This is a genomic window from Ureibacillus terrenus (assembly GCF_006569205.1).
GTDB classification, from domain to species: domain Bacteria; phylum Bacillota; class Bacilli; order Bacillales_A; family Planococcaceae; genus Ureibacillus; species Ureibacillus terrenus.
The window spans coordinates 12,818-38,452 of the sequence record NZ_VIGD01000006.1 but is presented as its reverse complement, the minus strand read 5'-3'; the positions used below and the strand labels follow the sequence as shown (position 1 = coordinate 38,452).

Annotated in this window: 24 protein-coding genes and 1 riboswitch; of the genes, 16 read left to right on the top strand and 8 right to left on the bottom strand. The window is 42.4% G+C overall.

Going from position 1 to position 25,635, the window contains the following annotated elements; translation table 11 throughout:
* Positions 1 to 9: 9 nt before the first annotated feature.
* The 3 genes from FKZ59_RS05870 (at position 10) to FKZ59_RS05860 (ending at position 4,074) form a co-directional block, all read left to right on the top strand.
* The gene (locus FKZ59_RS05870) at positions 10 to 1,113 is read left to right on the top strand and encodes a DUF1648 domain-containing protein (RefSeq protein ID WP_141601825.1); all 1,104 of its coding nucleotides are present in this window, start codon (positions 10 to 12) and stop codon (positions 1,111 to 1,113) included.
* Between the two features lie 127 nt (positions 1,114 to 1,240).
* Entirely contained in the window at positions 1,241 to 2,938 is a 1,698-nt protein-coding gene (locus tag FKZ59_RS05865; protein ID WP_141601824.1) for a glycosyltransferase family 4 protein, read from the top strand.
* Between the two features lie 26 nt (positions 2,939 to 2,964).
* Positions 2,965 to 4,074, top strand: coding sequence for a glycosyltransferase (locus FKZ59_RS05860; RefSeq protein ID WP_141601823.1), 1,110 nt, complete (start codon positions 2,965 to 2,967; stop codon positions 4,072 to 4,074).
* A gap of 75 nt (positions 4,075 to 4,149) precedes the next feature.
* Here the strand turns inward: FKZ59_RS05860 and FKZ59_RS05855 are convergent, their stop codons facing one another.
* Entirely contained in the window at positions 4,150 to 5,427 is a 1,278-nt protein-coding gene (locus tag FKZ59_RS05855) for a nucleotide sugar dehydrogenase (RefSeq protein WP_141601822.1), read from the bottom strand.
* A gap of 214 nt (positions 5,428 to 5,641) precedes the next feature.
* Between FKZ59_RS05855 and FKZ59_RS05850 the strand changes: the two genes are divergently transcribed.
* From FKZ59_RS05850 to FKZ59_RS05840, 3 genes are all read left to right on the top strand, one after another.
* The gene (locus FKZ59_RS05850) at positions 5,642 to 6,613 is read left to right on the top strand and encodes a glycosyltransferase family protein (protein ID WP_141601821.1); all 972 of its coding nucleotides are present in this window, start codon (positions 5,642 to 5,644) and stop codon (positions 6,611 to 6,613) included.
* A gap of 86 nt (positions 6,614 to 6,699) precedes the next feature.
* Positions 6,700 to 7,806, top strand: coding sequence for a DegT/DnrJ/EryC1/StrS family aminotransferase (locus FKZ59_RS05845; RefSeq protein ID WP_141601820.1), 1,107 nt, complete (start codon positions 6,700 to 6,702; stop codon positions 7,804 to 7,806).
* Positions 7,803 to 8,753: a Gfo/Idh/MocA family protein gene (locus tag FKZ59_RS05840; RefSeq protein ID WP_141601819.1), complete on the top strand. Its 951-nt coding sequence runs from the start codon at positions 7,803 to 7,805 to the stop codon at positions 8,751 to 8,753. The genes FKZ59_RS05845 and FKZ59_RS05840 overlap by 4 nt, the downstream gene beginning before the upstream one ends.
* Positions 8,754 to 8,818: 65 nt before the next feature.
* On the opposite strand, the gene FKZ59_RS05835 is transcribed toward FKZ59_RS05840, so the two are convergent.
* The 4 genes from FKZ59_RS05835 to rlmD all read right to left on the bottom strand — a co-directional run bounded on the left by FKZ59_RS05835 (position 8,819) and on the right by rlmD (position 14,255).
* Positions 8,819 to 9,538: an acyltransferase gene (locus tag FKZ59_RS05835; RefSeq protein WP_141601940.1), complete on the bottom strand. Its 720-nt coding sequence runs from the start codon at positions 9,536 to 9,538 to the stop codon at positions 8,819 to 8,821.
* Positions 9,539 to 9,615: 77 nt separating this feature from the next.
* On the bottom strand, positions 9,616 to 10,716 hold the full coding sequence (locus tag FKZ59_RS05830; RefSeq protein ID WP_141601818.1) for a glycosyltransferase family 2 protein: 1,101 nt from the start codon (positions 10,714 to 10,716) through the stop codon (positions 9,616 to 9,618).
* A gap of 316 nt (positions 10,717 to 11,032) precedes the next feature.
* Positions 11,033 to 12,301 carry an L-lactate MFS transporter gene (locus FKZ59_RS05825; protein WP_141601817.1) on the bottom strand — a complete coding sequence of 423 codons (1,269 nt, stop codon included), beginning with the start codon at positions 12,299 to 12,301 and terminating at the stop codon, positions 11,033 to 11,035.
* Positions 12,302 to 12,881: 580 nt separating this feature from the next.
* On the bottom strand, positions 12,882 to 14,255 hold the full coding sequence (rlmD, locus tag FKZ59_RS05820; protein ID WP_141601816.1) for a 23S rRNA (uracil(1939)-C(5))-methyltransferase RlmD: 1,374 nt from the start codon (positions 14,253 to 14,255) through the stop codon (positions 12,882 to 12,884).
* 145 nt (positions 14,256 to 14,400) lie between these two features.
* Positions 14,401 to 14,536: riboswitch (FMN riboswitch) on the top strand.
* A 227-nt stretch (positions 14,537 to 14,763) separates the two neighbouring features.
* Here rlmD and ribE point away from each other — a divergent pair.
* From ribE to ribH, 3 genes are all read left to right on the top strand, one after another.
* Complete coding sequence (gene ribE, locus FKZ59_RS05815) at positions 14,764 to 15,408, top strand: riboflavin synthase (protein ID WP_141601815.1); 645 nt, start codon at positions 14,764 to 14,766, stop codon at positions 15,406 to 15,408.
* Positions 15,409 to 15,422: 14 nt separating this feature from the next.
* On the top strand, positions 15,423 to 16,610 hold the full coding sequence (locus tag FKZ59_RS05810) for a bifunctional 3,4-dihydroxy-2-butanone-4-phosphate synthase/GTP cyclohydrolase II (RefSeq protein WP_141601814.1): 1,188 nt from the start codon (positions 15,423 to 15,425) through the stop codon (positions 16,608 to 16,610).
* Between the two features lie 108 nt (positions 16,611 to 16,718).
* On the top strand, positions 16,719 to 17,186 hold the full coding sequence (gene ribH, locus FKZ59_RS05805) for a 6,7-dimethyl-8-ribityllumazine synthase (protein WP_141601939.1): 468 nt from the start codon (positions 16,719 to 16,721) through the stop codon (positions 17,184 to 17,186).
* Positions 17,187 to 17,283: 97 nt separating this feature from the next.
* Here the strand turns inward: ribH and FKZ59_RS05800 are convergent, their stop codons facing one another.
* Positions 17,284 to 18,057 (bottom strand): polysaccharide deacetylase family protein, encoded by a 774-nt coding sequence (locus FKZ59_RS05800; RefSeq protein WP_141601938.1) that lies wholly within the window; start codon positions 18,055 to 18,057, stop codon positions 17,284 to 17,286.
* Positions 18,058 to 18,213: 156 nt separating this feature from the next.
* Here FKZ59_RS05800 and recX point away from each other — a divergent pair, with 156 nt between their 5' ends.
* Genes recX through FKZ59_RS05785 form a run of 3 tightly spaced genes read left to right on the top strand, consistent with a single transcriptional unit; the run spans position 18,214 to position 19,602 of the window.
* On the top strand, positions 18,214 to 19,014 hold the full coding sequence (recX, locus tag FKZ59_RS05795) for a recombination regulator RecX (RefSeq protein ID WP_141601813.1): 801 nt from the start codon (positions 18,214 to 18,216) through the stop codon (positions 19,012 to 19,014).
* Positions 19,011 to 19,337 (top strand): YfhH family protein, encoded by a 327-nt coding sequence (locus tag FKZ59_RS05790; RefSeq protein WP_141601812.1) that lies wholly within the window; start codon positions 19,011 to 19,013, stop codon positions 19,335 to 19,337. The genes recX and FKZ59_RS05790 overlap by 4 nt, the downstream gene beginning before the upstream one ends.
* 1 nt (position 19,338) lies before the next feature.
* The gene (locus FKZ59_RS05785) at positions 19,339 to 19,602 is read left to right on the top strand and encodes a YfhJ family protein (RefSeq protein ID WP_181733201.1); all 264 of its coding nucleotides are present in this window, start codon (positions 19,339 to 19,341) and stop codon (positions 19,600 to 19,602) included.
* Positions 19,603 to 19,642: 40 nt separating this feature from the next.
* On the opposite strand, the gene FKZ59_RS05780 is transcribed toward FKZ59_RS05785, so the two are convergent.
* Positions 19,643 to 20,629 (bottom strand): metal-dependent hydrolase, encoded by a 987-nt coding sequence (locus FKZ59_RS05780; RefSeq protein ID WP_141601811.1) that lies wholly within the window; start codon positions 20,627 to 20,629, stop codon positions 19,643 to 19,645.
* A gap of 125 nt (positions 20,630 to 20,754) precedes the next feature.
* Between FKZ59_RS05780 and mutY the strand changes: the two genes are divergently transcribed.
* The 4 genes from mutY to FKZ59_RS05765 all read left to right on the top strand — a co-directional run bounded on the left by mutY (position 20,755) and on the right by FKZ59_RS05765 (position 24,633).
* The gene (mutY, locus tag FKZ59_RS05775; protein ID WP_141601810.1) at positions 20,755 to 21,834 is read left to right on the top strand and encodes an A/G-specific adenine glycosylase; all 1,080 of its coding nucleotides are present in this window, start codon (positions 20,755 to 20,757) and stop codon (positions 21,832 to 21,834) included.
* A 46-nt stretch (positions 21,835 to 21,880) separates the two neighbouring features.
* The gene (locus FKZ59_RS15085; RefSeq protein ID WP_281279192.1) at positions 21,881 to 22,006 is read left to right on the top strand and encodes a hypothetical protein; all 126 of its coding nucleotides are present in this window, start codon (positions 21,881 to 21,883) and stop codon (positions 22,004 to 22,006) included.
* Positions 22,007 to 22,214: 208 nt separating this feature from the next.
* Positions 22,215 to 22,769 carry a nucleoside tri-diphosphate phosphatase gene (gene ntdP, locus FKZ59_RS05770; protein ID WP_141601809.1) on the top strand — a complete coding sequence of 185 codons (555 nt, stop codon included), beginning with the start codon at positions 22,215 to 22,217 and terminating at the stop codon, positions 22,767 to 22,769.
* 118 nt (positions 22,770 to 22,887) lie between these two features.
* Complete coding sequence (locus FKZ59_RS05765; protein ID WP_141601808.1) at positions 22,888 to 24,633, top strand: ABC transporter ATP-binding protein; 1,746 nt, start codon at positions 22,888 to 22,890, stop codon at positions 24,631 to 24,633.
* 36 nt (positions 24,634 to 24,669) lie between these two features.
* Here the strand turns inward: FKZ59_RS05765 and cysK are convergent, their stop codons facing one another.
* Complete coding sequence (cysK, locus tag FKZ59_RS05760; protein ID WP_141601807.1) at positions 24,670 to 25,590, bottom strand: cysteine synthase A; 921 nt, start codon at positions 25,588 to 25,590, stop codon at positions 24,670 to 24,672.
* Between the last annotated feature and the right edge of the window lie 45 nt (positions 25,591 to 25,635).

Sequence of the window (25,635 nt, the reverse complement as noted above, 5' to 3'; positions counted from 1 at the left end):
GGGACTGCAATGGCTTTTATGATTTCGCTGATCATTTTGCTTTTCTTGTCAACCATCCAGTCAGTGATGCCTTATTTTGTGAAAAGAACGGTCGTCTTCGGCGTGTCGGTTCCGGAACAACATATTCAGGATGAACGGATCCGAGCCTACAAGAAACAATATACAATGTTGACGATTGCGGTTTCATTTTTCATGATTTTGATTTACAGTGCGTGGGCCGCCTTCAAACAGCCATCTGATGAAGCCGTCATTTTCATCGGCACAATCATCGAGTTCATCATTATTTTCATTAGTCTTGCTTTATTTTATTATTACCGTGGGAAAATGAAGCAATATAAAAGAGCGGAAAAGTGGGCGCAGCAATTAAAGCAGGTGGCGGCTGCCGATTTGACCGTCCATTCGGAGGATTCTTTGCCCCCATGGTATATCTATCTGTTGCCGATGATTGTCACTGCCGGATTGATGGGCTACACCATTTATCAATATGATTTGTTGCCGCAGCAAATCCCCACTCATTGGGGCCTCAGCGGAGAACCGGATGCGTTTACCGAAAAGACGCCATTTACGGCAATACAAATGCTTCTGTTTTTGCTTCTGCTCCAATTGATGTTCCTGGGAATACAGTTGGGAATGAAATTTTCGGGAATAAAATTAAGCGCGACCAATTTGTCCGCTTCGAAAAATCGCCAACTGGCCTTAAGGAAATCGACAAGCTGGTTTTCATTCTATACGGTGCTGTTAATCACAATGTTGTTTTCTTATTTTCAATTGACGACCATCCATCCGGATTTGTTCAATTATTCTTTGCTGAAAGCGTTGATTCCTTTTGGCGTCATGTTTTTGATTTTGGCGGGAACGGCAATTTTGATGGTAATAGTGGGACGATCTGATAAATATCCGTCTGAATCGATGGAAGAGGGATTGATGGATGCAAGTGATGACAAGTATTGGAAAGCGGGGTTGTTTTATTTTAATAAGAATGATCCGTCGATTTTCGTGGAGAAACGGTTTGGCGTAGGGTGGACGATCAATTTTGCCAATCCGGTCGGATACCTGATCATTTTCGGTCCCCTCATCCTTATTTTGCTGATTGCGTTTCTGTTCCAATGGTGAATAAATTCCGGCCAAACCCGGAACAACCGGGTTTGGCCGTTTTTTGGAAAAAACGCAAATGGCAATCACTAAAATGTTAAATTGACATAAAATACTTTGGAATAAATGAAGGCACGAGGGTGAAAATGTGATTCAAAAATTGAGGACTATAGAATTTCAACACCGGTTGGCCCGGATTTTTCGGGCTTATAAACAAGAAGTCGCAAGAGGCGGGAAGGAAAAGGAGAGGCTTCATATTGTGTATGTCATGACCCATGTCGGCATTTCAGGCGGGGTCAAAATTATATTTGAACACGCCAACAGACTGAAACAGCTGGGTGCAAAGGTGACAATCGTCGCCCATTATATGAAGCCGTCATGGTTTCCGATTGAAGCCGATTATGTTCAAGTTCCCTTCGGTTTGGAGTTGGCAAAAGGAATTCCCGATTGCGACTTGATTGTGGCCACCTATTGGGACCATATTCAGGCCTGCATCGAAACGGGCATCGCGCCGGTCGTTTATTTTGAGCAGGGCGATTTCCACTTATTTGACTACGGCAAGATGAATCAAACACTCAAAAACTATATTCATATTCAATATCAGATACCGCCGTTTATTTACACGGTTTCCCGTCCGGCGGCAGAACTGATTGAAAAATTGTATGGCAGAGAAGCGAAAGTCTATCCGAATGCGATTGACGAAACGGTTTTTAACCCTGAAGGGCCAAAAGTGACGGGAGATCGTCCATATTTATTGATGATTGGAAGGGAAAGCACGGCGTTTAAAGGGCTTTCCTACATCTTGGATGCTTATGACATGCTGAAAAAGGAATTTGAACTTGATTTATATTGGATTACGCCCGAAACCCCGTCGGAGAAAATGAAACAAAGAGCAACCAAATGTTTTATCAGCCCTTCGCAAGAAACAATCGCCTCTCTCTATCGGGGAGCGGCTTTATACGTCAGCGGCTCCACTTACGAAAGTTTCTCCCTGCCTCCCCTTGAAGCGATGGCATGCGGTTGCCCGGTTGTGACAACGGACAATGAAGGCGTTTTGGAATACGCGGTACACCTTGAAAATGCAATGATTTGCCGCATGAGGGACCCGCAGGACATGGCGGAAAAAATATCAGAACTTCTTTCGAATCCGGATTTAAAAGAAAGATTAATCAGGAACGGTCTGGAAACTGCCGGTAGATATAATTGGATTGCCATTATGAAAGAAATTTTGGATTATTATAGCGATATTGCATTGTACCAGGTACAGCCAAGGAACCTATTAACCGACTGGGATATTCGGATACGGCGGGAACATTGTCTGCATCCGGAAGATTATGTGAGATTCGAAAAGTTTCTTCTTGCAACCAAATCCGATTTGGTCAAGGTGCCGGTGATATACGAAATCGATAAAGTCCCTGTGATTGCCAGATGGGAAACGGCTGCCGTGCGGAAAAAGATCGACAATGGCCTTGTTGAAACTTGTTACTGCCCCGTGCATCCTGCAAATGGCCTTGCGCTTTACAACCTTAAAGGCTATCAGTCATTTTTATTGAAGGAGTTTGATAAAGCTTTGGATGAATTTTTAGAGTTGCAGGAAACAAGCGAAGCAAAGGAGCAAGCCGTTTATGGCAAATGGGCCGTCCTGACATTGATGAGGCTGCAGAGAAAAGAGGAGGCCAAGAGAAAATTAAAAGCACTGATGGATGAACATCCGTATTATCCGGATTTATATAAATTGGCTCTTTTGCTGGAAGGAAAAAATCAACATCATATCAATTCAATCAGGGTTTTGGGGGATGGCGCGGCGTATCCTGAATTTTTCTACCAGATCGATTCAATAATCTAAAAAGTCCATCATGAAGAGGTGAATGGATGATCAGCGTGATTTTGCCGGTCTTCAATGCCGGCGATTATTTAAAAGATTCGATTGAAAGCATTTTGAATCAAACAGAGAAGGATATCGAATTGATTGTTGTCAACGACGGCTCGACGGACAATAGCGAAGAAGTAATATTGTCATTTGGCGATGAGCGGATCCGGTATGTAAAGTTTGAGGAAAACAAGGGTGTTGCCGCCGCCTTTAACGAAGGGTTGAAACTGGCAAATGGAGACTTTATTACCTTTCACGGAGCGGACGATTTATCTTTGCCCCATCGTTTTGAAAGGCTGTTGGCGGAATTTTGCTGCGAAAACATCGGGTATGTCCATTCCGATATGCTGCTGATTACGGATCACGATATTCCTTTTAGCTATTGGCAAGCCGGGAATATTTCCCCGGATGATATCTATTCTTTTTTCCTGAATGTAGGCACTCCGTTCAATAACGGAAGCATCCTGTTCAGAAGGGAAGCGGTGGAAGGAATCCACTTTAATGAAACCATCAAAGTCGGTTCCGATACGGATTTTGTTTTGAAAGTGGCAAAAGGAAAATGGCGCTCTTTCCATGTTCCGGAACCATTGTATATTTACAGAAGGCATCAATCGAATCTGACGAAGCAAAGAAGCTATGATGAACTGGCCGGACACATCCGCATCAATATCAAGGAAGAAGACTTGATCAGTCTTCCGGAGGTACAGGGAATAAAAGGAGAAAAGCGGCTATTGAAAGCCAAGTTGATTGCGGGGCTCGCTTTGGCAAGGAGATGGATGCGGAGAGAAGGATTTCTTCTTTTCTATGAAGCCATTCCTCTTGTGAAAACGGAAAGGGATCGCCACTTTTTTGAGGGGATGAAGGGATTGGTGGAAAAGAATTACAAACACGCCGTCCACCATTTTCAGCAAATCACCGATCGGGATCATATCGAGGAAAATTATCTCGGGGAAGCTTTTCTTCATATGAAGAATTACAAAGAGGCCTATCGCCGCTTTTGGAAAGCATTGCAACTGTCGCCGAATTACCATTCGCCCGTGAAAAATTTAAAAATAATCGGCATATTAAGGGGCTTTAATCTCATTGATAAACATGCCGATCATTTCAAATAGCAAAATGAAAACCCGAAAATGCCGGTCCGGTCATTTTCGGGTTTTCATATGTCCTGCAGATCCCTTTGTTTGAAGTTATTGCACACCGATTCCCCTATATTTCATTCCGAGATCCTCAATCTTTTTCTTATCCAATTGATTTCTTCCGTCCAGTACCATTCGGCAATTAGGAAAGTGGTCAAAAGGGAAATTCTTATATTGATCGTGGAAGGCTTGCAGAATGATTGCGTCAATTTTTTCCCGGATCGCCTCCGAATAAGGCAGAACCTGAAAGGCGGCAATTTCTTCGGAGGAGTACAACGGATCATCGACGTATACGATGGCTCCTCTTTGTTTTAATTTGTCCGCAAGAAGCAGTGCGGATGATTTTGTGGTTTCTTTTACATTTTCCCGGAAGGACAGCCCTAAAATGAGAATGTTCTGATCTTGAAGGGAGCCGAGAATGCGTTCGACCTGATCGACAGCATATTTCGCCATATGGTCATTGACTTCTCTTGAGAGATGGACCAATCCTTTTTTTAATCCTTTGTTGATAAAAAAGTATGGATAAACCGGAATGCAATGGCCTCCCACCCCTACTCCGGGATAATGGAGATGGGAGAAGGGCTGGCTGTTTGCGGCATGAATGACTTCCTTCATGTTCACCCCCAATGAATCTGCGAATACCGCCAGTTCGTTTGCCAATGCAATATTGACATCCCGGTAGACCGATTCGGCCACTTTTGTAAATTCTGCCGTTTCCAGATTGCTGACAGGCAGGATGTCGCAATTTAACGCCCTTTTATAAAAGGATTTGACGAGTTCAAGGCTTTTTTCATTATCGCCGCTGACGATTTTCGGATAATTCGAGAGGTCCTGAATGATGCGGTTGGAGTAGACCCTTTCCGGACTATACCCAAGATGGAAATCCGTCCCTAATTGCAGCCCAGAAATTTCCTCAATTCTTTTTCCGAAACGGTTTCTCGTGTCCCCCGCAGGCAGAGTTGTTTCAAAAATGACAAGCGTTCCTTTGCGTATGCCTTTTCCTATGTCCTCAACCGCCGCATCGATAAATTCGTAGTTGATTTTTCCGTCTTCCTTCACCAAGACCGGTACAATGACGACGACCACATCCGATTGGCTGACCGCTTTCGCCGTATCCGTCGTAGCCCGGAATGTCCCCGTTTTCCACGCATTGTACAACAATTCTTCCAATCCCGGTTCATTTTGAATATGGGAGATTCCTTTGTTTGCTGTTTCGACAACCTTTTCATTGCGATCGGCTCCAATGACATTGAAATATCCCGAGTTGGCAATCACTGCGGCAAGGGGCAAACCGATCTTTCCTAATCCGACGACAGTGACAGTTTCCATTCATTCATCTCCTTTTCAAAACCTGAACAATAGGGGCGGTTTTCAATCTTTTTACAAAACCCCCACATAAATATATGTTTGAAAGTCCATTCTCGTGTAACCTTGCCGGAGTATTTCTCATTTTATAGATTTTTCGAATTAGTAGTGAGAACGTATAAACATATGATATCTCCCGAACATATATTGAAGTTGCGCAGGTTAGGAGGAGATGAAGATGCAGAAGAAGCTGAAAATCTTGATTCTGATTCGGCCATTTACCAAAAAATATCCGAAGCATCTGCCGAAGTACCAAATGATCAAAGCGATTGAAAAATACGCGGAAGTCCGGTATTGGCACAAGGATGGAAATATCCACGATATTCTTAAACAACTCAAGTTCAAACCGGACTTTATTTTCCATTATGACATCGGGTATGGTTATGTTTTGGCACCAAAAATTACCGGGCTTCATCAAATCAATATCCCGAAAGGATGTTATGTCATTGATGCCCATTATTCTCCAAAGGAAAGAATCAATTATTTTGAGCGCAATAAAATCGATTTGATTTTTTCCGCAACGAAATCCGCGTTTTTGAAAACTTATCCGAAATATAAGAATAAATTCAGATGGCTGCCTTTTTCCGTTGATTCCGCAGTTTTTAAAGACTACAAGCTGAAAAAGGACATTGATTTTTTGTTGATAGGACAGTTGTACGACAGGTCGAAAAAAACGGGGTATAAAACTTACACCCAAAAGGGGAGATACCCGTTTAGGGAAGCGGTATTGGAGAAGATGAGAAAAATGAAAGGATTTGTTTTTCATCCTCATCCGGGACACACCGCTCCTGCCAATACCCTATTGAATGAAAAATATGCGAAAGAGTTGAATCGGGCAAAAATCTTTTTTACTTGCGGTTCCAGATTAAAATATCCCGTCCTGAAATTTTTCGAAGCGCCTGCATGCAAAACTTTGCTGCTGGCAGAACCTGTACCCGACATTTTGGAGCTGGGATTTAAAGATGGCGAAAATTTTGTGGCTTGCGACCAATCGGATTTTTATAATAAGGCTTTGTACTATTTGAGAAATGAAAAGGAACGGATGAGGATTACCGAAAACGGCTACCAATTGATCCATTCCAAACATACGAATGACGTGAGGGCAAAAGAATTTGTTCAGGAGGTACAAAAGTTTCTCAAGAAAAAGTAAGAGCCCAAACTAATTTAATAGATTTGCATAAACTGATAACCAGCATGTTTTGGATTTCTGCCTAATCTAAGATGCGGAGGGTTGGAATGAATATTCCCTTGATCGATTTAAAAAAGGAATATGAGCTTTATGGGAAAAATATTGAAAAAGCAGTTGCCGAAGTGCTGCAAAGCGGTTCTTACATTTTAGGGGATAAAGTGGCACAATTTGAAAGCGAAATCGCTAACTATTTGGGCGTGAAATATGCGGCAGGGGTGGCGAATGGAACGGACGCTTTGCTTTTGGCCCTTGAAGCTTTGGGAATAGGGGAAGGAGATGAAGTCATCACTTCGCCCTTCACTTTTTTCGCCACTGCGGAAGTGATTGCCAAAGTCGGAGCAAAGCCTGTGTTTGTGGATATTGAACCGGAAACCTATAACATTGATGTGAATAAGATTGAAGAAGCAATTACAAACAAAACGAAAGCGATTATTGTCGTCCACCTGTTCGGCATGGCAGCAGAGATGGATGCGATAATGGAAATCGCTTCAAAGCACCGTCTGAAAGTGATTGAAGATGCGTGCCAGGCGATTGGCACCGAATATAAGGGGAAGAGGGTTGGAGGTATAGGGGATATTGGCTGCTTCTCTTTTTTCCCTACAAAAAATTTGGGCGCATTCGGTGATGGGGGGCTGATTGTCACAAATCATCTTGAAATTTATGAAAAGATTTACAGATTGCGCAATCACGGCAGCAAAGAAAAATATATCCATACATCGATCGGGATGAACAGCAGGCTGGATGAAATCCAGGCGGCGATTTTGCTGGAAAAACTGAAATTATTGGATATGTTCATTTTTAAGAGAATTGTTGTGGCCAACAAATATTCACAAGAACTTCATCATGTGAAAAGGAAACCGCCGCAATTTACGGAAAGACAACATACGTATCACCAATATTGCATTGAAGTGGATGACAGGGACCGGCTTGCCGGATTTTTGAAACAAAAAGGCATTGCCACGGGCATCTATTATCCGGTTCCGCTGCATCTTCAAAAAGCGTTTCAATATCTCCAATATAAAGAAGGTGACTTTCCGGTTTCGGAAAATGCATCAAAACGGATTTTGGCCCTTCCGATTAATCCGACCATCACGGTGGCAGAGCAGGAATATATTATAAAAAGCATGAAAGAATTCGCGGGTGTTTTGCCATGAGCCTCATAAGGATTGGTGTTGCAGGCACAGGGAAAATGGGGTTTTTTCATTGCACCAAATTAAAACAAATTAAAAATGTGAACTTTGTGGGGATTTATGATGCGAATTTGAAAAGAGCCGAGGAAATCAGCAAAGCCTTTCAAATCAGGGCCTATAAAACTTATTCCGAATTGCTGAAGGATGTCGACGCGGTTATTATTGCAGCACCGACCTCCTTTCACTATGCTTTGGCCGAAGAAGCAATCAGATGCAATAAACATGTTTTTGTTGAAAAACCGATGACGACGACGGTTGAGGAAGCGGAAAAAATCCGGGCGCTTCTAAAAAACAAAGACGTCAAATTTCAAGTGGGCCATATTGAAAGATTTAATCCGGCCATAAAGCAGATCCATCAATATATTCAGCATGAAAAAATCATGAATATCGAAGCAAAAAGGCTTGCTTATACGGAACGGATCAAAGATGCGGATGTTGTATTGGATGTCATGATTCATGATATTGATATCATTTTGAGCCTTATCAAGAGTCCGATTAAACGGGCTTCGGCGGAAGGAATCCGTTTTCGCGATCCTTTGAAATATGATGCTGTTTCAGCAATGCTGCTTTTTGAAAACGGGATTGTGGCAAATTTGATGGCCAGCAATATTTCCCATGAAAAGGTAAGGAAGCTCACCATTTATGAAAAAGAAAAAGTGATTAAAACGGATTATTTATTAAGACGGCAACAGCTCATCATGAATGAATCGGCGAATCAACGTTCCGCTTTTCCTGCCGGAACGGAAACTGTCATCGCGAACATCCTGCTTCCTTATTCCGATCCTTTGACGGAGGAACTCCTTCATTTTATCGATTGCATCTATTCGGATAAAAAGCCGATTGTCGGTGCGGATGAAGGAAAATCTGCCGTAGAGGTCGCCTTGAAAATTAAACAATGTTTGATTGCATAAAAAATGTATAACTCTTTTGGAATAGCAAAAGAGTTATACATTTTTTGTTTTTTCATTATATAATTTTATTCTTCACGGTTATTGAAATTTGATTTTGAAATGATTTTGGCGGGGACGCCGACGACTGTAACATTTGGCGGTACATCTTTTGTTACGACGGAACCGGCGCCGACAATGGCGTTTTCGCCAATCGTGATATTCGGTAGCAGTGTCGCGTTATTGCCGATTTTCGCCCCTTTTTTGATGTGGGCTCCCTTAAGTTCATACGGTTTTTTCCCCATATACTTATCATTCGACATAGATACGCATGGACCGATAAATACATCATCTTCCAATACCGTATCACCGGTGATGTAGGCCAGGGTTTGAACTGTACATCTTTTTCCGATGCTTGTGTTCAGCTCGACAATTGCCCCCCTGCCAATGACCGTCCGGCTGCCGATGGCCGAATTTTCGCGGATGCTGGCCTGATCGGCTATAAAAACATGGTCGGCAATTTCTGAACCGGCGTAAATGGTAACATTGTTACCGATTTTGGTATTCTCCCCGATAATCAAATAGGGCTGCTTGACATTGGAAGCCCTTATTTGTTGACTCCCGCTTTTTTTGATTCCCAGGACACAATGGGCACCGATCGTCACGTTGTCACCGATAATAGTGTCTTTCAGGATGACCGTATGATGTCCGATTGTAACGTTTTCACCTATTTTGGCTCCTTCTTCAATGACCACGTGTTCCCCGAGTTTTGTGTTTTCAGGTAATTGGGATAGCCCCAGCTTGCTCATCCTTTCAGTTTTGGTAATCAAAAAAACCGGACTTCCGCCTCTTATGGAAATGGATTATTTGGAGGAGTCGAGTGAAGTTATTTGCCTTTATTTTTGTTTTTTAAATAGTTTTGGAAAAATTTCTCATTATAAATGACTTTAGGGTCGTTTGGAATATATTGTTTCGTTATTTCATGATGTTTGATGGATTCTTCGACATTTCCCAATTGCCAGTAGGATACGCAGAGGGCGAGATGAGGGTACCAGGTCGTATAAGAGGCATGATTAAAGCCGCCAGTTTTTTTATTCTTCATTTTCACGGCCAACTCGTACCAAAATGCGGCGATTTTGAAATTTTTTCTTCCCTGGAAAATATCGCCGATGCGGCAGCAGGCCTCCGCTCTCGGTTCATCATAAGCGAATGTTTTAAATAGGGACAACAGTTCGTTATCCTTGTCGCCCAGATACGAATAACAGTCGGCCATATAAATACAGGCGCGAATATTATCTTCCACCCACCCTTTTTTGCCATCTAAAAATTCCTGATAGTAAATAATCGCCTTCTTATATTGCTTGTGGTCTTTGAGCTCATTGGCATAATAAAATAAATCCCTTGGAGAGAACTCTTCGCCATTTTTGATGCGATTTTCATAGATTCTCAAGTTTCTTCCAATGGAATCGGGGTCCGGTTTTTTATTTTTCTTGAGATGATGAATGGAAATGTCCGCTTCCAATATATTGCCGCTCACTGCCAGATATTCATGTACGGCACCAATCCATTTGAATCCTTTGCTCCGTTTGACGAGGCGGTTTCTCCGGTAATAGAAGGTCGGATTTCCGTTTGCATCCGTAGCGGTGACATAGATCATGGAGACCGCATCAACTTTTGGATTGAGAGTTTTTTTAAGTTTTTTGAACTTCTTCCGTTCCTCCGGGAGGATGACATCATCCGCATCCAACCAGAGAATATATTCTTTTGTTGCAAGACTGAAGGAATAGTTTCTTGCCGCTGAGAAGTCGTCAATCCATGTAAAATCATAGATTTTATCTGTGAATTTTCTCGCCACTTCTTTTGTATTGTCGGTGGAACCGGTGTCGACTATGATGATCTCATCGCAAATGTCTTTTACGCTTTCCAAACAATTCGCCAACACTTCTTCCTCATTTTTGACAATCATGCAAAGGCTGATGGACGGCATTTTACACCCCTTACTGATCAATGCTTGCTCTCTTATATATATGTAGCATGGTCGAAAATCGAAACTTCAAGATAATGTTTCTGATAAATAAAATAAAGGGATATGCCTTGGACGGTGCATCGGCATATCCCTTTATACAAATACGTTCGTGATGCAGTTTCCGGACTGCCAAGGGAGATAAGGAAAAACTTCAAAATTCGTTCACAGAAAAGGTTGGCCGTGAACGGTATAATGAAAATGGTCGTTTCTTTTTGCTTTTTGTGTGCGGGCAATTCCCCGGAATTGCCTTAAACGGCTTTTCGGGGTATTGCCATGTTTATTTTTTGAGAGAAGAAAGTTTTCGTTGCAGCGGCATGGAAACGGATAATGTTTCCTTCCGCTTTTTTATTTTATTAAGATCGTAACGGAGCCACAGAGCAATCATCAGAGAGAACCCGATTAGTATCGAAAATAGGTAGAATACAGGTATATAACTGTGAGTAGCGTTGCGCACAAATGTAACGATCATTGGCCCAAAAATGCCGCCTAATGACCAAGTCGTCAACAGATAACCGTGAATGACCCCTAGTTGTTTTGTACCAAATAAATCACTTGCAAATGCAGGCAAGTTAGAGAACCCGCCGCCATAACAGCTTACAACAAGGAATATGAATAATTGGAATAATAGGATGTTTGTTGTAAATGGCAGCGTCGTAAAGGCAATAATCTGAATGACAAAGAAAATGATGAATATATTTTGGCGACCGATATAGTCCGATGCCGCTGCCCATAACAGACGGCCTCCCCCGTTGAACAATCCCATTAAACCAACCATCGTTGCTGCGGCTGCAGCAGATAAACCAACAATTTCTTGCGCCATTGGTGATGCGATGGAAATCATCATAATTCCCGCAGTTACGTTAATTAAATGCATCGTCCAGAGCATCCAAAAATGTTTTGTTTTCACAGCTTCTCTGGCAGACATTTGAGCGAGGGCCTTTATTTTCACTGAAGTGTTGCCATATTGAAGGGATTGGCTCTCTTTTGGAGGGGCGATGTAAAGGGCGCCAAGAAACATTAAAGTAAAGTAGCTAAGACCCAAAATAAAATACGTATTTGAAATGCCTACAGCCCCCATTAAGAAAGTGGCAACAGGTGCTGTAATCAATGCGCCTGAACCAAAGCCAAGCACTGCCATCCCAGTCGCCAAACCTCTGCGATCAGGGAACCACTTCACCAATGTGGATACGGGTGCAATATAACCGATCCCCATTCCCAAACCGCTCAAAAATCCGTAAGTTAACCAATAAAGCACGACTGAATCAGCTAAAATCGCAATTCCGGCACCAGCTTGTCCGGCTCCGAACAATACAGCTGCCACAATAGCGGACTTTCTCGGCCCCATTTTTTCAACCAGACTTCCAAATAATGCGGCCGCAAATCCAGCAAGCCCCATCATGATGGTAAAAGCAATCGTAACATTTGTTGTGCTCCATCCCATTTGTTCTGTGATTGGATTTTTATACACACTGTATGCATATGCTCCACCAATGGACAGGTGGATGGCAATAGCAGAGAGTGCAATAAGCCATCTGTTTTTCTCCATATTTCTGTCCCATTCCCCTTTTTTTCTTTAATTTGAATCTTTCGCGCGAATGATTCATAGAAAATATAACATCTATTACAATAATTTTTCAATAGCGTTTAACGAAAAAATATTTTCTTGAAATAGAATAAAAAATATTAAAAACAGAAAATTTATTGATAATTGTTTTATAACAGGTGTGATACAAATGTAGAACAAAGAATTTTCAAGGGAAATTCTGTGATAATAATAAATGGTACAGTTTCTATGCGGATATCAGAATAATGTTGATTAAAATATAAAATAATAACTCTAATAGAGAATATTTATATTAATATAAAGTAATTTATAGATTTTTTAACTTTCAACTGATAGAAAAACAAAAAATTCATTTATTCAAAGTTTGTGAATAAATATTCAAGTTGAAGGGGCGGGAAAGTGGGGGGAAGCTTCCGGAAAGGCTTAAGGCCGCAGCCGAAACATGCCGGATTTGAGACAGGAATCTGAAAGGGAGTCTATTTTGTTTTGTAATAGATAATGATTTTTGTGCAAAAAAGGCCTGGGAATGATTGGTGCCCATTCCCAGGCCTGAATCGGAAAGTTATTTTGCTAATGTCAACTTTGCGACCAATTCCACCCTTGCGGTCTGCGGGAACATGTCGACGGGTTGGATATAGTCGACTTTGTAAACGCGCAACAACTCTTTTATATCCCTTGCGAAAGTGGAAGGATTGCATGATGTGTAGACAAAACGTTTCGGCCTGATTTTTAAAACGGTTTTGATAAAACTTTGCGCAAGGCCGGTGCGTGGCGGGTCGACCGCGACAACGTCAGGAATGAATCCATCCTTTGCCCATTTGCCAAGCCATTGTTCGGCAGTGCCCGTATAAAATTTCGCGTGGGAAAATCCGTGTTTTTTTGCATTCTTCCTGGCATCTTCAATGGATTCCGGAACCACATCCATCCCCCTCACTTCCCGCGCATCTTTCGCAAGCCACAATCCAATCGTGCCGACGCCGCAGTATGCATCGACAACGGTCTCATGTCCGGTGAGTCCGGCCGCTTTTTTGACCTCATCATACAGCACTACGGTTTGCTTCGGATTAAGCTGGAAAAATGCTCGGGAAGATAAGTCAAAAGAAAGTTCCCCCAAAGTTTCATGAATGGTTTCTTTCCCATCAAGCACAATCGTTTCATCTCCGAAAATCAGGGAAGTCCTGGCCGGATTGATATTTTGGGTAATTGAAACGATGCTAGGGTCGATCCGTTTGATCCCCTCAATCAATTCCTGTTTACGGGGAATTTCCCTTTTTGTTGTGACAAGGCAAACCTGGGATTCTCCGGTTTGAATCCCGGTACGGACAACGATGGTGCGGATGATGCCTTTGGATTTGCCGTCATAGATCGGAATTTCGAGATCCTGCAGAAGGTTTCGGACGCCAAGGGTGATTTTGGTCGTGGCAGGATGCTGGACAAGGCACTCCTCAACATTCAGCAGTTTGTTCGTCCCTTCGGCAAACAGACCGGCGATGACTTTGCCTCCCATTTTCCGGACTTGGAAGGCGCTTTTATTCCGGTAATGCCACGGATTCTCCATGCCTATTGTGGGGCGAACCTCCACTTTGCCGGCGATTTGAGGCGCGAATTTTTCAAGGGCTTGAATCACAATATCCCGCTTTTCCCTCAGCTGCCCTTCATAAGACAAGTGCTGCAATTGGCATCCGCCGCATTGTTCATAAATACCGCAAGGAGGTTTGATCCGGTCTTTTGAAGCTTCCCGGATGCGGACGATTTCCGCCTCGGCAAAATTTTCGTGCACTTTTGAAACTTTTGCGGTCACGATTTCGCCCGGAAGCGCGCCTTTTACAAATACTACGTTCCGTTTAAAAAAACCGACGCCTTCACCGTTGATTCCAAGACGTTTAATGGTTAATGGGAATTTTTGTCCGATTTCAATTTTCACTTTCTCCTGCATCTTTTCACGTCCTTTGTTTTATCTTCGTACATTATATCAATTGAATAAAGAAGGAGAAAATTTTATATGAATAATATAGTGAAATATGTGGATTTTCTTTTCAATAAGTGATATTGTTGAATAAAATAAAAATTAAATAAAACAATATATCCTTCGGGGTCGGGTGAAATTCCCAACCGGCGGTGATGAAGCTGCTGCTTCTAAGCCCGCGAGCTCTTTGCGAGCAGGATTTGGTGAGAATCCAAAGCCGACAGTGAAAGTCTGGATGGGAGAAGGATGGTATATTGCGAATTCCATTAATCGTGGCATTAATGGGTTGCTTTCGTATACTCTTTTTTCGGATCTTTCTCCCGCAATTTTGCGGGAGTTTTAATTTAGGTTGATGTTTCAAAAATACGCCTTATTAAAGGCTTTTTTGTCATGCCTAAAATATACATCGTTCTCCCGGCCCCGTTAAATAAATTTAACGGGGTTTTTTGTTTATTAATTTTGGAAAAGGGGGATTTGCATGTTTACCGGTATTATTGAAGACAAAGGAATTGTGACTGGAATCGAAAAAGACGAGAAAAGCATGAAGATTACGGTCCGTTCTCCAAAAATTGTGTCAGATGCAAGTTTAGGAGACAGTATTGCGGTAAATGGCGTTTGCTTGACGGTGACTCATTTAACAAAAGAAGAAATGACGGTCGATGTCATGCCGGAAACGGTGAAGGCCACAACCATCCACCAGTTGAAAAAAGGGGACTATGTCAATTTGGAAAGGGCAATGGCAGCCGGCGGACGATTCGGAGGTCATATTGTTTCCGGACATGTGGACGGTGTAGGAACAATCCGCAGCAAAAAACCGGTATCGAACGCGGTGTATTACGAAATTGAATTGCCGAAAGAGCTGCTCGAACAATGCATTCCGAAAGGTTCAATAACGATTGATGGGACAAGTCTGACAATTTTCGGAGTCAGCGATACAAGTATTACGATTTCCCTCATTCCTCACACTTATTCTGAAACAATTTTGGGAATGAAGGGGATTGGCGATCAAGTAAATGTTGAAACGGATATGCTCGGAAAATACGTAATGCATCATTTGAAAAAATTGAATGCCAAAGAAGAGTCGAAAATTACATTGGAATTTCTTACGCAAAACGGATTTTAAGGATGGTGGTTGTCATGTTAAACACAATTGAAGAAGCGGTTGAAGATTTGAAAAAAGGAAAAACCATCATCGTTGTGGATGATGAGAATCGGGAAAACGAAGGGGATTTGGTTGCGCTGGCGGAACATGCCACACCGGAAGTCATCAATTTTATGGCTACTTACGGGCGCGGCTTGATTTGTACCCCTATTACGCAAGAACTTGCCGAAAAATTGGATTTACATGCCATGGTCGCCAATAATACGGACAATCATCAGACCGCTTTTACGGTCAGTATCGACCATGTCAGCACAACGACAGGAATCAGCGCTTATGAACGTTCTACAACGATTTTGAAATTGATTGAAGAGGGAGCGAAAAAATCGGACTTCCGCAGACCTGGCCATGTTTTTCCGCTTATTGCCAAAAAAAATGGCGTGCTGGAAAGACGAGGGCACACGGAAGCCGCGGTGGATTTGGCCCGAATTGCCGGCTCTTTTCCTGCGGGAGTCATTTGCGAAATCATGGGTGATGACGGGAAAATGTCCCGCCTGGACGATTTATTGAAGTTTGCGAAAGAGCATGACTTAAAAATCATTTCCATTGAAGATTTGGTGCGCTACCGGTTCCGGAACGAAATGGTTGTCAGACGCGTGGCATCCGTCAAAATGCCTACAACATTCGGAAATTTCCAAATGATCGGCTATGAGAATGATATTGATGGTTTGGAACATGTAGCGTTGGTAAAAGGAAACATCTATGAAGATGAGGCACCTCTTGTTCGCATCCATTCCGCCTGCCTGACAGGGGACGTTTTCCATTCAAAACGGTGCGATTGCGGTCCGCAATTGGAAAAATCATTGGAAATGATCGAAAAAGAAGGAAAAGGCGTTGTTCTGTATATGCAACAGGAAGGCCGCGGCATCGGATTAATTAACAAATTGAAGGCTTATGCCTTGCAAGAACAAGGATTTGATACGGTGGAGGCCAACTTGAAGCTCGGTTTTCCGGCAGAATTGAGAGATTATGCATTGAGCGCGCAAATGCTGAAGGATTTGGGCATCACCAAAATTCGTTTGATGACAAACAATCCGGAGAAAATCGAAGGCATTGAAAAGTACGGCATCAAAGTGGTGGAACGGGTGCCGATCATCATTAAGCCAAATAAATCAAACGCGTTTTATTTGCAAACAAAAAAAGAGAAAATGCATCATTTCATTTAATTTGTTAGAAAATTATTCCATTTTTAGTGTTGTATATTGATGCATTTAATAGGATAATGGGAATTGGTTAACTGGTTGCAGCAATTTAAGAATAAGGGAGCAGTGGAAATGGGAAAAGTGTTTGAAGCAAATTTGGTAGGAACAGGTTTGAAAATCGGCATTGTTGTCGGACGGTTCAATGAATTTATTACAAACAAACTCCTGGACGGGGCATTGGATGGTTTGAAACGCCACGGCGTGGATGAGGAAAATATCGATGTGGCATGGGTGCCGGGAGCTTTTGAAATTCCTTTTATCGCAAAACAAATGGCGGAAACAGGGGAATACGACGCGGTAATCGGTTTAGGAACGGTCATACGGGGAGCCACTACCCATTACGATTATGTTTGCAATGAAGCGGCAAAAGGCATTGCGCAAGTTTCTTTGCAGACAAATGTACCGGTGATTTTTGGCGTTTTGACAACGGAAAATATTGAACAGGCAATCGAACGGGCCGGAACAAAAGCGGGAAACAAAGGATATGATGCCGCGGTTTCGGCAATCGAAATGGCGAATTTAAAAAAGATGTTTAAATAATATGTAAAGATTCCTCTTTGGGGAATCTTTTTTTGTATTAAACAAAAAGGAATCCATTTAACAATGGATTCCATATGGACAAAAACCGTCCCGCCAATTATTGGGCTTCTTCCCATAACGGATCGTTGACCAAGTAATCAAATACCAAATCGTCCAATGTTCCAAAAGTGTAGCCTTGTCTTTTGGCTTCCTTGATGAAATCCGGCAATGCCTCGGCATTATGTTCCGCCACTGTGTGCATCAAAATGATGGCGCCGGGATGAAGCTGGCTTATCAATTCGTTGTAGGCATACTGTTTCCCTTTCTTCTGTCCGGTATCCCAATCCCGGAACGCGATGGACCAGAAAATATGGGTATAACCGTTTTCATTGCCCACTTCCAATAATTCTTTGCTGAATACGCCTTCCGGTGGCCGGACGTAATAAGTCCGTTCAATTCCGGTTACCTCTTTTAATTTTTTGTCAAAATTTTGCCATTCTTTCAGCATGCCTTCCCGGGACAGTCTGGCCATATTCGGATGCTTGTCGGAATGGTTTCCGATTGTATGCCCTTCCTCGACAATCCGTTTCACTAAATCCGATGCACTTGTCAAATAATGTCCCGTTAAGAAAAAGGTCGCCTTTACATTTTCTTTCTTTAAGGTATCGAGAATTCTTTCCGTGTAACCCGCTTCAAATCCGTTATCGAAAGTCAAATAAATCACTTTTTTCTGCGGGTTTCCCATGTAAAAGGCTCCATAGTTTTTCAAAATTAGTTCAAATTCGGCTCCAATATCCGGGGGATTTCCATTGTTCGCCTTTTTGAATCCCCAATGGTATTCCTCGGCGGATGCGGGAATTACGGGCATCAGCATTGCCAATAGCAGAATCATCGAAAAAACAATGCGAATCCGTTTCAACTTGCTGCCTCCTTTCCTTTTGCCTTAGATTGTGCAAAAAGGAGCCGATTATGCCGGCAGCCAAATCACATCATCGGATATATGAACGGAACGACATTTTGTGTATACTAAAAACCGGGGAGTGTTTCCATGCAGGTCATTACAAAAATCACCCGCCAAAAAAACCGGGATCGGTACAATATTTATGTTAATGAAAAATTTGCTTTTTCAGTGGATGAATCTATACTTATAAAGTTTGGCTTAACAAAAGGAAAAATACTCGATTCCTTTGAGATAGACGAAATTGCCTACGAAGACGAAATTTCCAAAGCCTTTAACAAGGCTCTCAACTATTTGAGTTATCAAATGCGCAGCGAATATGAAATCAAAAAGAAATTGCTCGATGCCGGTTTCGGTGAATCCGTGGCGCTCGAAGCCATACAGAAATTGAAAAGACTGGGCTTTCTCAATGACGAAACCTATTCCAAAGCATTGCTTGAAACGAAGAAAAGAACGGCCAAAAAAGGTCCAATGGCCATCAAGCAGGATTTATTGAAAAAAGGAATCGACCAAAACATTTTGGAAAAAACTTTGGAAACCTACACATTTGAAGAACAGCTCCGGCTTGCCCGGCAGCTGGCGGAAAAGACGGTGAAAATGAATCCCAAAAAAACGCCTGCCCAGATTAAACAAAAAATCCGGGATTTATTGCTTCGTAAAGGGTATTCTTTTGAAATCACCAATGAAATACTTGACCAAATCGACCTAGAGCGGGATGATGATGAATGGCACGATTTGATTTCCGTTCAGGGCGAAAAAGTTTGGAATAAGTATGCGGGTAAATATAAGGACAAGCAGCTGGAACTCAAAGTGAAGCAGGCGCTGTATCAAAAAGGGTTTCCTTTGGAAATTATCGAGCGATTTATCGATGAAAAGAGGGAGAATGAATGAAAAAAACATATGCTCAAATGACCCCTGAAGAATTAAGACAGGAAATTGCCAAACTGAAAGAAAAAGCAAGAAAAGCGGAACAATTGGGCATTGTCAATGAATTCGCCGTTTACGAAAGAAAAGCGATCATGGCTCAGGCCTATTTAATGGATCCATCTTCCATCAAACCCGGTGAAATTTATCGAATTGAAGGGGCACCGGGGGAGTTCTTTAAAGTAGAGTATTTAAAGGGCCGTTTTGCATGGGGATTCCGTTTGAACGGCGAAAAGTATGAAGAGGCATTGCCGATTTCCATGCTTTCTCCATTGAAGGAGGAAGAATAAGATGGACGCAAGCGCAATAATGATTGAAAGACTGACGGAGGAATTGCTGGAAACCAATCCATTTTTGTCGGAAAATAAAGCGCGCACCTGGATTGAATTATTATGGTCCGACTTTGAAGCCACTTATGCAAAAGCCGGCCATAGCTATAAAGGACCTGAATTTACGGAAAGAATCATACGTCAATGGATTGAAAGCTACGGCGGCAAAATTCATGAGTTTGCTGTCCGGAATCCAAAATATGCCCACTTATTGGATGAAGAATAAAGCTAAAGTAAAGGAGCACACTCAAAAAGAGTCTGCTCCTTTAATCGCTTGCGCCGATTTGCAATTTGCGTTGAAGTTTGTCTTCGCTGAAAATCCAGCCTGTATAGGATGTGACAATATTCAAATCTTCATCCAAATGGGCAACGGCAACGAAAGGATAGCGTTCATTGCTTCGATACCGCAAATCAACCAACCGGACTTCCGTTAGCCCGTTATCCAATTCGGAAATATCCCAATGATAAATAGGCGAGAAGGATAGAAAAGCCGATAAATTTGGATCGCTCAGCGCCTTTTCGACGAGAGGCGTTTTGGGCAAAGGACGGATTTTTAATTTATCGTAAATATTGATTGTCCGTCCGAAAGCCCGTCCGACATAATAGTGGGTTTTGGATTTTGCCGCGACCCTCCAGGTGAAAAACCTCATCGTCGGGGCGACGATGATCGTTTCCGCATCCGGAATAGTTTTAAGGACGGCATTTTTTACCGATTGTTGGACCAAATATCGTAAAATATAATAGGCAATGACGATTAAATACATGGTTGTGAAAATTGGCACAGGGTTAAATCCTAAAGCCCATAAAATGATGCCGGCGCAATGAATCCCAAAAATGTACGGATCGAAAGTATTGATCACTCCAAGAGCCACCCATTTCCTGGAAAAGGGCCTTAGCGCCTGTGTGCCATATGCGTTGAATATATCGACAAACACATGCAGAAAGACGGCAAGAAATGTCCACAGCCATAAATGCAATACATTGGCGTCCTGGAAAATGAGTGAAAGAACGGCGGTGATTCCTATTGGCCAGAGAATGACTGCGGGAGTGGAGTGGGTAATGCCTCGATGGTGCCTTATGTAAACCGCATTATTGCGGAGTTTTAAGACCGTGTCGACATCAGGGGCTTGGGAGCCGACAATAGTCCCTGTCAAAACGGCTGCGAAAGTAACGCTATGATTGGCAACAACCGGGTCAATGAGTGATAAGCCTCCGAGGGCAATGCCCATGACTAGGTGTGTTCCTGTATCCATCCAAATCATCTCCTTAATTGACGGAGGGCTACATAATTCGACAAAAATAAACGATACGCAATTTCTTTATAACTATATTATACCCTTTTAACTAAAAATAAAATTGAAAACTGCAGGAGGAACTAGTGAAATATCCATATACGCAACAATTTCGTCAAAATCTTGTTGAATGGTTTCATCGCGAACAACGGAATCTGCCTTGGAGACATACGAAAGACCCATATAAAATTTGGGTTTCGGAAGTCATGCTTCAGCAAACCCGTGTCGATACCGTTATTCCTTATTATCAACGTTTTATCGATAAATATCCAACCCTTGAATCACTGGCCGGCGCCGATGAAGAAGAATTATTGAAAATGTGGGAAGGTTTGGGATATTATTCAAGAGCCCGCAATTTGCAGGCAGGTGTGAGGGAAGTGGTCGAAAAGTATGGCGGCACGGTGCCAAACAACCGCCACGATTTGCAAAAACTAAAAGGTGTCGGACCATACACTGCCGGGGCGATATTAAGTATTGCCTATAATCTGCCGGAGCATGCCGTTGATGGAAATGTGATGCGCGTTTTAAGCCGCGTGCTGCACATCACGGAAGACATCTCTCTCCCAAGAACCCGAAAAATTTTTGAAAAAGCGGTGGATGAGCTCATCCATCCGGATTATCCGGGGGATTTCAACCAGGCATTGATGGATTTGGGCGCCATGATTTGTACGCCTGTTTCCCCAAAATGCCTGCTTTGTCCCGTGCGGGAGTATTGTTTAGGTTTCATGGAAGGCGATGCAGATCAGCTGCCGATAAAAACAAAGAAAACAAAAAGCAAGAATGAATATTACGATGTCTATATTGCGGTCAATGACGGAAAGATTTTATTCGAGAGACGTCCAAGCGAAGGCTTGCTTGCAAACATGTGGCAATTTCCGATGATGCCAAAGAAGCAGCCGTCGGAAAATACATGGGAACCGTTTGAATTGAAATATAATGTGACAATCACAAAAGTTTTGGAAGAAAATTTTGTTGAACAAAAACATGTGTTTTCCCATTTAACTTGGAATATGAGCTGCCATTTAATTGAAATCAGTGAAAACGGTCCTTTTCCGGATTCCGTTCAGTTCGTCACATTGAAAGAAATGGAGGCGTTGCCGCTTCCCGTTCCAATGGCGAAAATTATGAATATTCTGAATCGATATATTTTTCATTCTCCGGAATAATAAGCGGTTCACCTGTCCACAATATCTAGCGTGGAGGTGAACAATCATGGCAAAAAATCGAAACAAAAATAACAATCAAGAGGAATTTGCTCGGGAACAAGATATTGAACAAGCTCGTCCAAATCAACAAAACCAACAAAATCAACAAAACAACCGCAACAACAATAAATAAGGCACCATTATTCAACAGTGAATAGAATTCACTTCTAGGTATAGACAAGTTTGTCTATACCTTTATTTTTTCATTTTTTCGGGGATTTTAATCGTAAAACGGCATCTTCCTAAATATAATAATTAATAATGTGTCTTATTCTACAAGTTTTTATAAACATTGATATAATAGACGTGAATATATCGGAAAGTGAAAAGGTGGGGCTAAAATGGCAGTACCTAAAGAAGGAGAAACCATACAAATACATAGTTACAAACATAATGGAAGCATCCACCGGGTTTGGCATGAAACGATGGTATTAAAAGGAACGAAAAATATCATTATCGGGGCGAATGACAGGACCCTTGTCACGGAAGCGGATGGTCGAACTTGGCTGACAAGAGAACCTTCCATATGTTATTTTCACGCACAGCATTGGTTCAACATAATTTGCATGTTGCGTGAAGATGGCGTTTATTATTACTGCAATATGAGTTCTCCTTTCGTATTTGACAATAACGCGATTAAATATATCGATTACGATCTGGATCTGAAAGTGTTTCCGGACAGAACTTATACATTATTGGATGAAGATGAATATGAACAGCACAAATTGGAAATGGGATATCCGGATGTAATCGATAAAATATTAAAGCGGAATGTAACAAAATTGTTGAGCTGGGTCAAACAGAAAAAAGGGCCCTTTGCCCAGGACTTCATAGAAGTGTGGACAAATCGTTATTTATTTTATAAAGATATGCAATCGAATAAGAAAAAACATTAAAGGCGTCTCGCTTGAAGAGACGTTTTTTTATTGTGGTAAAATAGAAATCGCTGTATTAGTTCTTCTGATCATCATAAAGAAGGGCACACAGTGATTCGGTTTAAGGATGTGATCGTTATTGGACAGTATTCGCAGATATATGCGTTTTGTAAAACCGTATTATTGGGAAATCGTATTGACGCTCATTATCGGGGTCATTAAATTTGCCATTCCGCTTTTTATTCCGTTTTTGACGAAAATTGTAATCGATGATATTCTTCTAAATTCCGAGTTAACGGATGCGGAACGAATCGAACAATTAATTTATTGGCTTGGCGGCGCCATCATTCTTTTCTTTATCATCCGGCCTCCCGTTGAATATTATCGGCAATACTTTGCGCAGCACGTTAGCAATAAAGTATTGTATGACATCAGGAAAGAATTGTATGTTCACCTGCAAAAATTAAGTTTGAAATTTTATACGAATCATCGCGCGGGGGATATCATTTCCCGTTTTATCAACGACGTGGAAGCGACGAAAAACTTCGTGATGATTGGCCTGATGAACCTTTGGCTCGATATGACGACCATCTTGATCGTCATCGGAATTATGATATCCATGAATTGGAAGTTGACAATCGTTGCCGTGATTTCTCTGCCTTTGTTCGGAATCAGCGTGAAATATTTTTTTGGAAGGTTAAGGGCTCTCACAAGAATCCGTTCCCAGGCGCTCGCGAATTTGCAAAGTTATTTGCATGAAAGGGTGAATGGAATCAGCATTGTCAAAAGCTTTGCTTTGGAAGAACATGAACAAAAGATATTTGACCAAGAGAACGGCGAGTTTTTGGACAAATCATTGGATCATACGAGATGGAATGCGAAATCCTTTGCGGTCGTCAACACCATTACGGATGTGGCGCCATTATTGGTGATCGGTTTCGCTTCCTATCTGATCATCAACGAACAGCTTTCTGTCGGGGAAATGGCGGCGTTCATGGGGTATATTGAGAGGCTTTATGCGCCAATTAGGAGATTGATGAACTCATCGACAACCCTTACCCAATCAATCGCTTCCATGGACCGGATGTTCGGATTGATGGATGAGGAATATGATGTGCAAAATAAGCCCAACGCGATTCCGTTGCCGCCTGTTTCGGGTAAAGTGGAGTTTGAAAATGTTAATTTTAAATATGAAGAAAACGGAAATTATGTATTGAAGAATATCAATTTTACGATCCAACCGGGGGAAACGGCGGCCTTTGTCGGTATGAGCGGAGGCGGAAAATCGACGATTGTCAGCCTGATTCCGAGATTTTATGATGTAACGGGCGGCTCGGTGAAAATTGACGGCTTTGACGTGCGGGATGTCGATATTAAATCCCTCCGTTCCCAAATCGGGATTGTATTGCAGGACAATATTTTATTCAGTGATTCGGTCAAGCAAAATATTTTGATGGGAAAACCGGATGCGACGGATGAAGAAGTGATTGCCGCGGCGAAAGCGGCGAACGCCCATGACTTTATTATGCAGCTTCCGGACGGCTACGATACAAAGGTCGGAGAGCGGGGAGTCAAGCTTTCTGGAGGGCAAAAACAGCGCATTGCCATCGCAAGGGTGTTTCTGAAAAACCCTCCAATTTTGGTATTGGATGAAGCGACGTCCGCCCTTGATTTGGAAAGTGAAGCGCTGATCCAGGAATCTTTGGAACGTTTGGCAAGCGACAGAACGACCATTATCATTGCCCACCGCTTGTCCACCATCACCCATGCCGATAAAATTTTCGTCATTGATCATGGCGAAGTCGTTGAAGAGGGCAACCATGAATCGTTAATGGCGAAGAAAGGCGTATATCACGATTTGTTTCAAATTCAGCATTTGGAATAAAAAAGCGCCGTGCCTTCGAAAGTGCACGGCGCTTTTTTATTCAAATAAATCCGATGATAGATAACGTTCTCCCGTATCAGGAGCGAGGCATAAAACGTTTGCCGATTTTGGAAGTTCTTTGGCGATTTGGATGGCATAATAAGCAGAGGCGGCTCCGGATGCACCGACAAGAATCCCTTCTTCGCGGGCAAGGCGTCTTGCAGTCATTTGGGCATCTTCGTCTTTGATATGAAGGATTTGATTGTAAATCACGGTATTTAAAATTTTGGGAATAAACCCCGGGCCTGTCCCCGGAATTTTGTGTGGTCCCGGCTGTCCGCCAGCAAGTACGGGGGATCCGGCAGGTTCGACAACATAAATTTTCAAATCGGGCAAAGCCTTTTTCAATTCTTCCCCGGTGCCTGTAATCGTACCTCCCGTTCCTGCGGTTAACACAAAAGCATCCAAATTCTTTCCGAAAGCATTCAGAATTTCAACGGCCGTCGTATTCCGGTGGGCATCGGGGTTTGCTTCGTTTTCGAATTGAAGCGGAATAAAATGGTCCGGTATCTTTTCCGCCAAGCGGTAAGCTTCGTCGATGGCACCTTGCATCCGCAGATGGCTTGGTGTCAAATATACTTCAGCGCCATAAGCCCGCATCAATTGAATGCGTTCTTTTGTGGCATTGTCAGGCATCGTAATGATGCAGCGATAACCCCTTTGGGCGCACACCATGGCCAGACCGATGCCGGTATTTCCGGAAGTCGGTTCTATTACAGTACTTTTCCCGGGAATTAATTTTCCCTCCTGTTCGGCCCGAAGAATCATATTGTAGGCGGCACGGTCTTTCACGCTTCCGCCTGGATTAAAGGATTCCAGTTTCATGTAGACATTTGCGCCTTCCGGGGAAGGCAGTTTGTTTAATTTCACAATCGGCGTATTGCCTATCAGTTCTGTGATGGAGTGATAGAGTTTCATAATGAACGTCCCTTCAGAAAAAAGTCAATATTTTTAATGAAGAAA

Coding starts and splice junctions, on each gene's coding strand:
- FKZ59_RS15085 (WP_281279192.1), top strand. CDS start 21,881: ATGGCAAAAAATCGAAACAAAAATAACAATCAAGAGGAATTTGCTCGG.
- FKZ59_RS05870 (WP_141601825.1), top strand. CDS start 10: ATGGCTTTTATGATTTCGCTGATCATTTTGCTTTTCTTGTCAACCATC.
- FKZ59_RS05790 (WP_141601812.1), top strand. CDS start 19,011: ATGAAAAAAACATATGCTCAAATGACCCCTGAAGAATTAAGACAGGAA.
- FKZ59_RS05850 (WP_141601821.1), top strand. CDS start 5,642: ATGCAGAAGAAGCTGAAAATCTTGATTCTGATTCGGCCATTTACCAAA.
- ribH (WP_141601939.1), top strand. CDS start 16,719: ATGGGAAAAGTGTTTGAAGCAAATTTGGTAGGAACAGGTTTGAAAATC.
- cysK (WP_141601807.1), bottom strand. CDS start 25,590: ATGAAACTCTATCACTCCATCACAGAACTGATAGGCAATACGCCGATT.
- rlmD (WP_141601816.1), bottom strand. CDS start 14,255: ATGCAGGAGAAAGTGAAAATTGAAATCGGACAAAAATTCCCATTAACC.
- FKZ59_RS05840 (WP_141601819.1), top strand. CDS start 7,803: ATGAGCCTCATAAGGATTGGTGTTGCAGGCACAGGGAAAATGGGGTTT.
- recX (WP_141601813.1), top strand. CDS start 18,214: ATGCAGGTCATTACAAAAATCACCCGCCAAAAAAACCGGGATCGGTAC.
- FKZ59_RS05845 (WP_141601820.1), top strand. CDS start 6,700: ATGAATATTCCCTTGATCGATTTAAAAAAGGAATATGAGCTTTATGGG.
- FKZ59_RS05855 (WP_141601822.1), bottom strand. CDS start 5,427: ATGGAAACTGTCACTGTCGTCGGATTAGGAAAGATCGGTTTGCCCCTT.
- FKZ59_RS05785 (WP_181733201.1), top strand. CDS start 19,339: ATGGACGCAAGCGCAATAATGATTGAAAGACTGACGGAGGAATTGCTG.
- FKZ59_RS05810 (WP_141601814.1), top strand. CDS start 15,423: ATGTTAAACACAATTGAAGAAGCGGTTGAAGATTTGAAAAAAGGAAAA.
- ntdP (WP_141601809.1), top strand. CDS start 22,215: ATGGCAGTACCTAAAGAAGGAGAAACCATACAAATACATAGTTACAAA.
- FKZ59_RS05825 (WP_141601817.1), bottom strand. CDS start 12,301: ATGGAGAAAAACAGATGGCTTATTGCACTCTCTGCTATTGCCATCCAC.
- FKZ59_RS05780 (WP_141601811.1), bottom strand. CDS start 20,629: ATGGATACAGGAACACACCTAGTCATGGGCATTGCCCTCGGAGGCTTA.
- FKZ59_RS05800 (WP_141601938.1), bottom strand. CDS start 18,057: ATGATTCTGCTATTGGCAATGCTGATGCCCGTAATTCCCGCATCCGCC.
- ribE (WP_141601815.1), top strand. CDS start 14,764: ATGTTTACCGGTATTATTGAAGACAAAGGAATTGTGACTGGAATCGAA.
- FKZ59_RS05835 (WP_141601940.1), bottom strand. CDS start 9,538: ATGAGCAAGCTGGGGCTATCCCAATTACCTGAAAACACAAAACTCGGG.
- FKZ59_RS05860 (WP_141601823.1), top strand. CDS start 2,965: ATGATCAGCGTGATTTTGCCGGTCTTCAATGCCGGCGATTATTTAAAA.
- FKZ59_RS05830 (WP_141601818.1), bottom strand. CDS start 10,716: ATGCCGTCCATCAGCCTTTGCATGATTGTCAAAAATGAGGAAGAAGTG.